Annotated in this window: 11 protein-coding genes; 3 read left to right on the top strand and 8 right to left on the bottom strand. The window is 71.5% G+C overall.

Annotated elements, in window-relative coordinates; translation table 11 throughout:
- Positions 1-80: 80 nt before the first annotated feature.
- From AB0B48_RS28585 to AB0B48_RS28570, 4 genes are all read right to left on the bottom strand, one after another.
- On the bottom strand, positions 81-674 hold the full coding sequence (locus AB0B48_RS28585) for an ATP/GTP-binding protein (RefSeq protein ID WP_357206878.1): 594 nt from the start codon (positions 672-674) through the stop codon (positions 81-83).
- 1 nt (position 675) lies between these two features.
- On the bottom strand, positions 676-1,050 hold the full coding sequence (locus AB0B48_RS28580) for a DUF742 domain-containing protein (RefSeq protein WP_124820399.1): 375 nt from the start codon (positions 1,048-1,050) through the stop codon (positions 676-678).
- 98 nt (positions 1,051-1,148) lie between these two features.
- Positions 1,149-1,553 (bottom strand): roadblock/LC7 domain-containing protein, encoded by a 405-nt coding sequence (locus AB0B48_RS28575; RefSeq protein ID WP_030329023.1) that lies wholly within the window; start codon positions 1,551-1,553, stop codon positions 1,149-1,151.
- The gene (locus AB0B48_RS28570) at positions 1,550-5,203 is read right to left on the bottom strand and encodes a nitrate- and nitrite sensing domain-containing protein (protein WP_357206876.1); all 3,654 of its coding nucleotides are present in this window, start codon (positions 5,201-5,203) and stop codon (positions 1,550-1,552) included. The genes AB0B48_RS28575 and AB0B48_RS28570 overlap by 4 nt, the downstream gene beginning before the upstream one ends.
- A 502-nt stretch (positions 5,204-5,705) precedes the next feature.
- On the opposite strand from AB0B48_RS28570, the gene AB0B48_RS28565 reads away from it, so the two are divergent.
- Complete coding sequence (locus AB0B48_RS28565) at positions 5,706-5,999, top strand: hypothetical protein (RefSeq protein WP_238690831.1); 294 nt, start codon at positions 5,706-5,708, stop codon at positions 5,997-5,999.
- Between the two features lie 2 nt (positions 6,000-6,001).
- On the opposite strand, the gene AB0B48_RS28560 is transcribed toward AB0B48_RS28565, so the two are convergent.
- Together AB0B48_RS28560 and AB0B48_RS28555 are read right to left on the bottom strand one after the other, a co-directional pair.
- Positions 6,002-7,075, bottom strand: a complete 1,074-nt coding sequence (locus AB0B48_RS28560) for an adenosine deaminase (RefSeq protein ID WP_238680481.1) — start codon at positions 7,073-7,075, stop codon at positions 6,002-6,004.
- A gap of 52 nt (positions 7,076-7,127) precedes the next feature.
- Positions 7,128-7,586 (bottom strand): PPOX class F420-dependent oxidoreductase, encoded by a 459-nt coding sequence (locus AB0B48_RS28555; RefSeq protein WP_357206874.1) that lies wholly within the window; start codon positions 7,584-7,586, stop codon positions 7,128-7,130.
- 57 nt (positions 7,587-7,643) lie between these two features.
- Here AB0B48_RS28555 and AB0B48_RS28550 point away from each other — a divergent pair, with 57 nt between their 5' ends.
- Complete coding sequence (locus AB0B48_RS28550) at positions 7,644-8,132, top strand: MarR family transcriptional regulator (RefSeq protein ID WP_357206872.1); 489 nt, start codon at positions 7,644-7,646, stop codon at positions 8,130-8,132.
- Position 8,133: 1 nt separating this feature from the next.
- The gene (locus tag AB0B48_RS28545; protein WP_357206870.1) at positions 8,134-9,042 is read left to right on the top strand and encodes a putative RNA methyltransferase; all 909 of its coding nucleotides are present in this window, start codon (positions 8,134-8,136) and stop codon (positions 9,040-9,042) included.
- Positions 9,043-9,044: 2 nt separating this feature from the next.
- Here AB0B48_RS28545 and AB0B48_RS28540 read toward each other — a convergent pair whose 3' ends face one another.
- Positions 9,045-9,725, bottom strand: a complete 681-nt coding sequence (locus AB0B48_RS28540) for a DUF4272 domain-containing protein (protein ID WP_355009505.1) — start codon at positions 9,723-9,725, stop codon at positions 9,045-9,047.
- 110 nt (positions 9,726-9,835) lie between these two features.
- Positions 9,836-11,116 carry a thymidine phosphorylase gene (locus AB0B48_RS28535; RefSeq protein ID WP_357206880.1) on the bottom strand — a complete coding sequence of 427 codons (1,281 nt, stop codon included), beginning with the start codon at positions 11,114-11,116 and terminating at the stop codon, positions 9,836-9,838.
- Between the last annotated feature and the right edge of the window lie 152 nt (positions 11,117-11,268).

The following is an 11,268-nucleotide window of genomic DNA, read 5'->3' as shown; positions in this document are numbered from 1 at the left end:
CAGCGCGGGGGCACTCACCCAGGCGGCTGGCAGCGCCCGATGGCGGCCGGAGCCACCACCGGGGCGTGCAGCGTCCCGGATCAGGCCGGGGCGACGGCGCGCGTACGGCGCATGGTCAGCACGTACTCGACCAGCGAGATCAGCACGTGCTTCGTCGACTCCCGGTTACGGGCGTCGCAGGCCACCACCGGCACGTCGCTCGAGATCGCCAAGGCGTCCCGGACGTCCTGCGGGTCGTGGTACTGCATCCCGTCGAAGCAGTTGATCGCCACCAGGTACGGCAGGCGTCGGTGCTCGAAGAAGTCGATCGCCGCGAAGCAGTCGGCCAGCCGGCGAGTGTCCACCAGCACGACCGCACCGATCGCACCCCGCACCAGTTCGTCCCACATGAACCAGAAACGGGTCTGACCCGGCGTACCGAACAGGTACAGGATCAGGTCACGGTCGATCGAGATCCGGCCGAAGTCCATGGCCACCGTGGTCGTCGTCTTGCCCGGCACCTGCCGGGTGTCGTAGACGCCCACGCCAGCGGAGGTCATGATGGCCTCGGTGGTCAGCGGCGTGATCTCCGAGACCGAGCCGACCAGCGTCGTCTTACCGACGCCGAATCCACCGGCGATAACGATCTTCGCCGACGTCACGCGGCCGCTCGGGTTCGGCGGGCGGTGCGACATGTCAGAGCCTGCGAAGTCCACTCAGCACCCTCTCCAGCAGTTCAGTGCCCACCGCGTCGTCGGAGTCGTCCAAAATGGTCGGCTCGTGGACCGCGACCAGGCCGTCCGTCGCCATGTCGGCGATGAGCACCCGGGCCACACCGAGCGGGAGCTGCATCCGCGCCGCGATCTCCGCGAGCGATTGCACGCGACCGTCACACAGCGCGGCGATGTACTGGTGTTCGCGGCCACCACCGTTGCCATTGGCAGCGGTACGGCCGCGCACCGTCGTCTCGACGAGCGCCTCCAGCGCGATGTCGAGCCGGGGACGGGTGCGACCACGGGTCACGGCGTATGGACGGACCAACGCTCCGGTTGGTTCGTCACGATCGGCCATCTCGCCGCTCACCTCCTTCGCACCCGTTACCGGCTCCCACCGGTGAAACCCGTCGTTGTCGTTGTTGAAGTCGTGCCGACCTCACGATCGGCGAGACGTCAGCCCAGCATGCCCGCAGCCGCACGCGGCTGCGGGGTCAGCGCGTCGCCCACCCGGTCGACCAGCAGCGCCATCTCGTAGCCAACCTGGCCCACGTCGGAGCTGCGGGCTGCCAGCACGGCGAAGGACGAGCCGTCGGAGATGGACATCAGGAACAGGAAGCCATTGTCCATCTCCACGACGGTCTGCAACACCGCGCCTCCCTCGAAGCAGCGTGCTGCCCCCTGGGTCAGGCTGACCAGACCCGACGAGATCGCGGCGAGCTGGTCTGCCCGGTCGCGCGGCAGATCCCGTGACGACGCGAGGAGTAGGCCGTCCGCCGATACGGCGACCGCATGCGCGACGCCCGGCACCCGGTCGGCGAAGTTGGCCAGCAGCCAACCAAGATCCTGCGTAGTTGTCATCCTTCTTGCTCCTTCTGCCCGCTCCCGGCCACCGGGCCTGAGCCAGACTGCGAGGATTGCCCTCCCGGAGTCGCCTCCGGGCTGGTCGGGTTGTCCGAGGTGCTACGCCCTCGCTGCACGCCCCGGTGGTAGGCGGAGAGCAGGCCACGAACCGCCTCCGGGGAGCGCCGCTGGACCGAGGTGGTGGGCTTCTCCACCGCGCCAGGTACCAGCTGCGCCATCGGCTTGCGCTTCGGCAGACCGGTCGTGGTGGTCTCGCTCACCGGCGCCGCGCCGGCCGCCGCGGAGGCAGCACGCCAGCCGTCGTCGGCGGCGGTCTGCCAGCCGTTGCTCTGCGATTGGGGCCGGCGGTTCGGCAGGCTCTCGGCGAGGCTGGGGCGGGTGCCCTCGTTCGCTGTGGAGCCGTTGTCCCGCGGCGCTCCTCCGACCGTCGGAGTGTCTGCCATCGGTGTGTTACCTGTCGTCCCGGGTGGTGTCTTGTGGACTGCCCGACCGGTGGCCTCGACCACGGCGAACTGCTGGGTCGCGGAGTCGCCGTTCGTCGCTGGCTGAGCGCCGGCCGCGGTCTCCTCGGAGCCCGGGCGACGGGTACGGAACCAGGCCGACTCGAGCTCCCGGAAGATCGGCAGCTCCATCGTCTCATCCGCGTACCGCTGACGGTTCTGCGCCTGCGGCTGCTGCGGCGTCGGCCGGGTCTGCGGAGCCGGCGCCGGAGCCGGCGCCGCTGCCGGGGTCGGCGCAGGAGCCGGAGGCTGGGCTGCGGCCGGCTGCTCGCCGGGTCGTGGCACCCGCGGCAGCTCCGTCGTCATGTCCAGCGCGGCGGCGAGCCGCTCGGGCACCGGCGGGGTGGCAGTGTCCCGGTCGCTGCCCGGCACTGGCGGCCAGGCCGGCGGCGCCGGGGCGTTGGGTGCCTGCGCGGGCGGGGCGGACCGGGGCGCGAAGCCGCTGAACGACTGGCTGGAGGCCGGCGGCGCCGAGTACGGCTGGTTCGCGTACGGCTGACCGGACGCCGGCGAGGCCGAAACCGGCGACGCGGACACCGGCGGACCGGCGTACGGCTGCCCGGAGGCCGGAGCGGCGGACACCGGCGCGCCGCCGTACGGAGCACCCGAGTAGGGCTGCCCGGAGTACGGCTGGCCGGAGGCCGGCGAGGCGGAGACCGGGGCACCGGAGTAGGGCTGCGCGGAGACCGGCGGCGCCGAGTACGGGTGCGCCTCGGGGCTGCTCGGCAGCTGACGCGGAATGGTCGGCTGCTGGTCGGTGGTCGGGGTCTCGTCCCCGCCCCGGCGCTGCGGCAGCGGGTCGATGCCGTGGCCGTTGGCCGACCGGGGGGTGAACCCGTCGCCGCCGTTGACGCCGTTCGTCCCGGCCGCGCCGGTCAGGTCGGACCAGGCCGGCATCGACCGGTACGCGCCGCCGTTGGCGGGGGTGCCGGCACCGTTGCGCGTCGCGGGGTCGAACGGGCGACCGCCCAGGGTGACCTGGTTGCCGGACTCGCTCGGGCGAGGACCGTTGCCCAGCGCGGGCAGCGCGCCGAAGACCGGCGCGGGCCCACCGGACTGCGGACCACCGAACTGGGGAGCACCGGACTGCGGACCACCGAACTGGTGAGTACCGGCCGCCGGCAGCGCCGGAGGCTGCTGCACCCGACCGGAGAGCGCCCGGGGCACCAGCACCGAGGTGGGCAGGCTCACTTCGGCGACAGTGCCGCGATCGCTGCCGGGGCGCAACTCGACCCGGACACCGTGCCGCGACGCCAGTCGGGCGACCACGACCAGGCCCATCATCCGGGACACGGCCACGTCCACCTGAGGCGGCGTCGCGAGCCGCTCGTTGAGGTCGTGCAGCTGGTCGGCGCTGATGCCGATGCCGCGGTCCTCGACGTACAGCGAGGAGCGGTCGCCGACCCGGCGAGCCTCGACCATGACCTGCGAGTCGGGCGGGGAGAACGCGGTGGCGTTGTCGAACAGCTCGGCGACGAGGTGCACCAAGTCGTTGACCGCGTGCGCGGCGACCTCGATGTCACGGTCGATGACACCGAACTCGATCCGGGTGTAGTGCTCGACCTCGGACTGCGCGGCGCGTAGCACGTCGATGAGAGCGGCCGGCTCACGCTGCACACGGGTGGAGTCGGCACCGGCGAGCACCAGCAGGTTCTCGTCGTTACGGCGCATCCGGGTGGCCAGGTGGTCGAGCTGGAACAGCTCGGCCAGCCGGTCCGGGTCCTCCTCGCCGCGCTCCAGCCGGTCGAGGTGCCCGATGAGGCGGTCGACCAGGATCTGGGAACGACGGGCCAGGTTGACGAACATGGTCGCGACGGAGGCACGCAGTGCCGCCTGCTCGGCGGCCGTGCGGACGGCTTCCAGGTGGACGGCGTTGAACGCCTCGGTCACCTGGCCGAACTCGTCCTTGCTGCGCACCGGCAGCGGTTCAGCGATCTGGTTGGCCAGCTGCACCGGTGAGAGCTGCCCGACGACCTGCGGGTCGCGCAGACGGGCCACCGCCTGTGGCAGGCCGTACTGGGCCACGGAGAGCGCACCCTGCCGCAGCTCACGCAGTGAGCGGGCCATCGAGCGGGCCACCAGGTAGGCGAAGAGGATGGCCAGCAGCAGCATGCTGAGCAGCAGGCCGGTCTCCAGGAAGACCTGGCGCTGGACGTCCGAGCGGAGCGCGTCGGCCTGGTCGACCACTTCGCTGTCGAGCTTCACCTCGACGTTGCGGATCAGCTTGGCGTTGGCCGTCATGGCGGCTTCCCACTGGTCCGGGCCGAACGGCGCACCGCGCATGTTGCCGGTGGTGTTGCCGTCGATCCAGCCGGTGTAGTTCTGTGCCTGCCGACGGTCGCCGCCCGCGACCGTCTGGTCGTGGAACTTGGCGTCGTCCGGGGTGGCGACGGCCTTGAAGCTCTGCAGGGCCTGCTGCTGGCCGGTGTCACTGGCGACGTAGTCCCGACGCAGTGCGGGGGTCAGGCGCTGACCGCCCTTCACACCCAGCGCGCGGTGCACAACGACCCGGCGTACGGCGAGGAACTCCTTCTCCCGGGCGACCGCCGCGGCGGCGCGCATCCGGTCGCTCAGCTGGTTGTCACCGGCGAGCTGCGTGGACGAGTCGCGGATGGCGAGCAGGTCACTGATCAGCCCCTCGTACGCCTGCACGGTCTCGGTGAGCGCGAGCTTGCCGTTGAACACCTGGCTGCGGACGCCCGACAGGTCCTGAAGGTTCTGGTCGATGCTGTCGAGCAGACCTTCCAGGCTGCTCGGCAGGTCCTCGACCTCGGCCCGCTGCTGCCGGTAGGGGGCCGCTGCCTGGTCCACCCGGGAGTTCACCCGGTTGTAGGCCTCCTGGTACTGCGCCGTCGGCTGCGTTCCGTCCGCACCCAGCAGCAGTACGGCGGCGGTCCGCTCGTCCTGGAGGGTGTCGACCAGATCACCTGAATAGCTCGACAGATTCGCCAGGTCGCCAGCTCGGTTGGCATTGTTGAGCGTCTCCACGTGGTCGATGAGACCACTGGTGCCCACCACGACCGTGGCGATGGTCGGCACGATCATGATGAGACCGAGCTTGGACCAGATCGGCATGTCCCGGAGCCGGCTGGCCGGCCGGCGCAGCCGCGACAGGAAGGAGCCCGCCGTCTTTGGCCGTTTGCTCACGTCACCGCCCTCGCGATTACAGCTTGAACGCGTTGCCCCGGGCAACGCCCAGCGACCGACCCGGCGGGTCGGACCCCCGAGATTCCATCACGCCGGTCGACAAGAAGAAAGCCCAGGTTGTCCCAGACCGAAGGTGTGATGAGATGTTGATGCGATTTGATAGCAGTCTGTCTGGCCGGAGTAACTGAAGGTAATGGAACATCCGCACCGTGTTGTCCTACTGGCCGGTCCATCGGGGTCCGGAAAGTCGTACATAGCGCAGCAAACCGGCTTGCCGGTGCTGTGCTTGGACGACTTCTACAAAGACGGCGATGACCCTACGTTGCCGAGACGAAACGGCCAGGTGGATTGGGAATCGCCGCACTCCTGGGACGCCCTCAGTGCGGTGGAAATCATTGCCCAACTTGCCCGTGAGGGCCGAGCCGATGTGCCGGTTTATGCGATCGGCGCTGATCGACGGGTGGCCACCCGGCCATTTGATGTCGCCGGATCGCCACTTTTCGTGGCCGAAGGGATCTTCGCCGCCGAGATCGTCGAGGAGTGCCGTCGCCGCGGCCTGCTCGCCGGGGCGTACGCGCTGCGACGCCCGCGCGGGGCCACCTTCCTGCGCCGACTCGCCCGCGACCTGTCCGAGCAGCGCAAAGCGCCCCGGGTGCTGATTCGGCGCGGGGTGACGCTGCTACGGGCCGAGCCCGCCGTGCTGCGCCGGCAGATGGGCCTCGGCGCGGAGGCGGCCCGGGCCCGGGAAGTGCTGCGCCGGGTGGCCGGGCTGCTCGCCGGCCACCCACATGGCTGAGCTCAGGCCAGCAACTTCGCGTACGCCGGCTTGATCACGTCATCGATGATCCGCAGCCGCTCGTCGAACGGGATGAAGGCGCTCTTCATCGCGTTGATGGTGAACCACTGCAACTCCTTCCAGCCGTAGCCGAACGTCTCCACCAGCAACGACATCTCCCGGGACATCGAGGTGCCGCTCATCAACCGGTTGTCGGTGTTGACGGTGGCTCGGAAGCGCAGGTCCCGCAGCAGGCCGATCGGGTGGTCCGCGATCGAGGCCACCGCGCCGGTCTGCACGTTCGACGAGGGGCACAGCTCCAGGGGGATCCGCTTGTCCCGGACGTACGCGGCCAGCCGGCCGAGTGAGCCGTCGGGGGCGATGTCGTCGACGATCCGCACCCCGTGGCCGAGCCGGTCGGCCCCGCACCACTGGATCGCCTGCCAGATCGACGGCAGACCGAACGCCTCGCCGGCGTGGATGGTGAAGTGAAAGTTCTCCCGTTGCAGGTATTCGAAGGCGTCCAGGTGCCGGGTGGGCGGAAAGCCCGCCTCGGCGCCGGCGATGTCGAAGCCGACCACCCCGGCATCCCGGTGCCGCACCGCCAGCTCGGCGATCTCCTGGGAACGGGCGGCGTGCCGCATCGCGGTGAGCAGGGTGCCCACCCGGATGGTGAGGCCCGCCTCGACCGCCTGGGCGGTGCCCTCGGCGAACCCGGCCAGCACCGCCTCGACCACCTCGTCCAGGCTGAGGTCCCGTTCCAGGTGCTGCTCCGGGGCGAAACGCACCTCGGCGTAGACCACGCCGTCGGCGGCCAGGTCCAGGGCGCACTCGCGGGCCACCCGACGCAGCGCGGGCGCGGTCTGCATGACGGCCACTGTGTGCGCGAACGTCTCGAGGTAGCGCTCCAGGGAGCCGGAGTCCGCCGCGTCCGCGAACCAGCGTCCGAGCGCCTCCGGGTCGGTGGTGGGTAGTTCGTGGCCCACCTCGGCGGCCAGGTCGACGATCGTCGCCGGCCTCAGCCCACCGTCGAGGTGGTCGTGCAGCAGCGCCTTCGGGACCTTGACGATGTCCTCGTACCGGATAGTTGCGACCATGCTCAGACCCTAGTCAGCGGCCTTGGCGGACGGGTACGGGACCGGCCGGGCGTCACGGCCGCCAGCCGTACACCCGGTGCACGTCGAGGCGGATCACCAACCGCCCGTCGGCGACCATGGCCGCCCGGTAGTCCGCCCAGTCCGGGTGGTCACCGCGAATCCGGCGGTAGACCTCGACCAGTTCGTCGACCGTCTCGTCGGTCGTGGCCATGGCCGGCTCGCTGAGCGTCACGGCCCCCTCCGCGACCGCGTACGCGCCGCCGTCCGGCGTGGTGACGTGGAAGCTGGCGCGGGGATCGCGGCGCAGGTTGCGGACCTTCGCCCGGTCGCCGGTGGTGGAGCAGCGGAGCAACCCCGGCTCGGCCAGGTAGTCGAGGTTGGACAGCTGGGGCCGCCCGTCCCGGCGCACTGTGACCAGCACTCCGCGCCCCCGTTGACCGAACAGCTCCCACAGCCGGTCACCAGCGGCGGCGGTCGGCGCACCAGGCCGCTCGGGAGAATTAGTTGACATGTCATCGAATCTAGAGGCACATCGATGACATGTCAACGAAAGCGTTAGACTCGACGGATGGACGCACCCCGGTGGCTGGACGAACGGGAGGACCGCGCCTGGCGCGGTTACCGCCGGATGCGTCGACTGCTCGACCTGGAGCTGGCCCGGGAGCTGACCCAGGACGCCGGCCTCTCCGAGGCCGACTACGACGTGCTGTCCGACCTCTCCGAGACACCGCAGGGGCGACTGCGCCTACGGGAGCTGGCAGACCGGATGCTGTGGTCGCGCAGCCGGCTCTCCCACCACCTGACGCGGATGCAGCAGCGCGGCCTGGTGACCCGTGAGGAGTGCGCCGATGACGCCCGGGGCTCGGTCGTCGTCCTCACCCCCGCCGGGCGGCAGGCCATCGAGTCCGCCGCACCCGGTCACGTGGCCGCCGTCCGCCGGCACCTGATCGACCTGCTCACCCCCGCCGAGGTCGACGCCCTCGGCGCGCTCACCCACCGGGTGGTCGACCAGCTCGGCGGGCGGGCACCCCAGCCACGGCACGACGCGGAGGTCTGAGGTGGACTCCCGCATCCTCGATCGGCTGCGCTGCCCGGTCTGTGGCGAGCCGCTCGCGCAGGCCACCGACACGAAGGCGCTGCGCTGCCCACGCCGGCACAGCTTCGACATCGCCCGCCAGGGCTACGTCAACCTGCTCACCGGTCGGTCCCCGCACGTCGGCGACACCCCCGAGATGGTCGCGGCCCGCGCGGACTTCCAGGCCACCGGGCACTACGACGTCATCTCGGCCGCCCTCGCCGCCGCCGCGTTGGACGCCGTCGGCCGTCTCGGCGACACGGACGCCCCGCAGCCGGAATCCGCTACAGCAGAGGTACAACCGCCCGACTTCGGGGCGTACCCCCTGGTGGTGGACGCCGGCGCCGGCACCGGCCGGTACCTCGGCGCGGTGCTGGCGGCGCTGCCGGACGCCGTGGGTCTGGCCCTGGACGTGTCCAAGCCGGCGCTGCGCCGCGCGGCCCGCGCGCATCCCCGGGCCGCCGCCGCGCTCGCCGACACCTGGCAGCGACTGCCGCTCGCGGACGCCTCGACCGCCGTGCTGCTGAACGTGTTCGCCCCGCGCAACGGCCCGGAGTTCCACCGGGTGCTCGACCCGGCCGGCACGTTGCTGGTGGTCACGCCCGACACCGACCACCTCGCCGAGTTGGTGGACACCCTCGACCTGCTGCGGGTGGACCCGGACAAGGCCGACCGGGTGGCAGCCAGCCTGGGCGGGCACTTCACGCTGGTCAGCTCCGCAGTGCACCGGGCCGGGTTGGCACTGACCCGGCCAGAGGTCGCCACAGTGGTCGGCATGGGCCCCAGCGCCTGGCACACCGACGCAGCCGCACTCACCACCCGGCTGGCCGCGCTCCCCGAACCGGTCCGGGTCACTGTGGCGGTCCGGCTCGACGTCCTGCGACCGCGCTGACCTCAGGTGGAGAGGTCGACCTCTTCCCAGCCGGGCGGCTCGTCGTGGTACGGCCCGCGCAGGATCACCGCCCACTCCAGCGCCCAACGCCGCTGCCCGATCGCGTTCGCGTCGACCAGGCCCGGCGCCCGCCGGCCGCCGCGCTCGGTCTCCAGGTACGCCCAGTCCAGGCAGTAGTGCAGATCGAGCAGGGCTGCCGCGTCGGCCGGATGCTGTGGCGCCGTGAGGATTCGGGAGCGCCAGTGCGAAAAGGTCTCCCCGTCGACGATGTGCGGCAGCCGCTCGACCAGCCGCTCGTCGACGGCCAGCGTCGGGTCGAGCTGCTTGCTCAGCCCGAGCACCCAGGCCAGCGCGAAGAGCGCGTCGTGGTGCAGCACGAACGACCGGTGGTCGCCCTTGCCGCCCATCACGAACTGCCACTCCGGCGGGGTGACCATGTCGACCAGGTGCGAGCCGAGCAGCCAGCTCATCGCGGCTTGCGGGGGCATCCCGAAACAGCGCGCCAGGATCAGGTGCAGCACAGCGATGCGCGCCTCGATCTCCACGGTCGGGCGCAGGTCGATCTGATCACCCGGCTCCCAGACGAGGGGAAACTGGGCCGGCGGCAACGGCAGGCCGAGCCGGGACAGCTCGTCCAGGCTCGCCTCGCGCACCTCACGGGGGTCGGGGGCAGCAACGCTCACGGCGGATCTTCCTGTCTGCTCGCGCCGGCGCAAGGCCGGTTGTCCCCCCTTGGCCTGCGACAATAGCGCTCCCACGTGACCGGCACCACGCCAGGGCGACGCCGGATCGATCAGCCGACGCGTTCGATGACCAACGACGTCGCCGCCGGGGCCGTCGACGCGATCCGCACCGCGTTCGCGGCCTCGGTCAGCGCGGCCGGAATCCGCGTCGCGTCGTCGGCACGCAGCTCGTAGAGCGGGTCACCGGCCCGCACCTCGTCACCCGGCCGCTTGTGCAACACCACACCCGCCGGCACGCTGACCGGGTCCTCCTTGCGCGCCCGGCCCGCGCCGAGCCGCCACGCCGCAACCCCCATGGCGTACGCGTCGATGGCCGCGACGTACCCGTCCCGCTCCGCGCGGACCACCTCCACCTCGGCCGCCGCCGGCATCGGCGCGTCCGGATCGCCGCCCTGCGCCCGGATCATCGCCCGCCAGGAGTCCATGGCCCGGCCGTCGCGCAGCGCCGCGGCCGGATCGGCGTCCGGCAGACCGGCGGCGTCGAGCATCTCCCGGGCCAGTGCGAGGGTCAGCTCCACCACGTCCGCCGGTCCCCCACCGGCCAGCACCTCGACCGACTCGGTCACCTCGACCGCGTTGCCGATCGCCAGGCCGAGCGGGGTGGACATGTCGGTGAGCAGGGCGACCGTCCGCACCCCGTGCGCGCCGCCCAGCTCGACCATGGTGCGCGCCAACTCGCGGGCCTGGTCGACGGACTTCATGAAGGCGCCCGAGCCGACCTTGACGTCGAGGACCAGCGCCCCGGTGCCCTCGGCGATCTTCTTGCTCATGATCGAGCTGGCGATCAGCGGGATCGCCTCCACGGTGCCGGTCACGTCCCGCAACGCGTACAGCTTGCGGTCGGCGGGGGCGAGCCCGGCACCGGCCGCGCAGATCACCGCACCGACCTCGTCCAGCTGGGCGATGAACTCGTCGTTGCTCACCGTGGCCCGCCAGCCCGGGATGGACTCCAACTTGTCCAGCGTGCCGCCGGTGTGCCCGAGACCCCGGCCGCTCAGCTGCGGCACGGCTGCGCCGCACGCCGCCACCAGCGGGGTGAGCGGCAGAGTGATCTTGTCGCCGACGCCGCCGGTGGAGTGCTTGTCGACCGTCGGCCGGCGTACCGCCGACAGGTCCAACCGCTCACCACTGGCGATCATCGCGGCGGTCCACCGAGCGATCTCCGGCCCGGTCATGCCGTTGAGCAGGATCGCCATCGCCAGCGCCGACATCTGCTCGTCGGCGACAACCCCCCGGGTGTACGCGTCGACCACCCAGTCGATCTGCGCGTCCGACAGCACACCGCCGTCCCGCTTGACCCGAATAACGTCAACAGCAGCAAAACTCATCAGAAGATCTTCCCTCGTCTGTTGCAGGTCCCGACCGACGGCCGTCGACCACGTCGGGGCGGGGGCGCGCGGCGGCGCGCGGCGGGGGGAAAACAACACACCCCCCCCCCCGCCCCCGCGGCCCCCCCCCCCCCCCAACAAAAACACCCCCCCGC

Origin of the sequence: Micromonospora sp. NPDC049089 (assembly GCF_040648775.1) — a bacterium.
GTDB lineage: Bacteria > Actinomycetota > Actinomycetes > Mycobacteriales > Micromonosporaceae > Micromonospora.
This window is presented reverse-complemented; position numbering and strand designations above follow the sequence as displayed.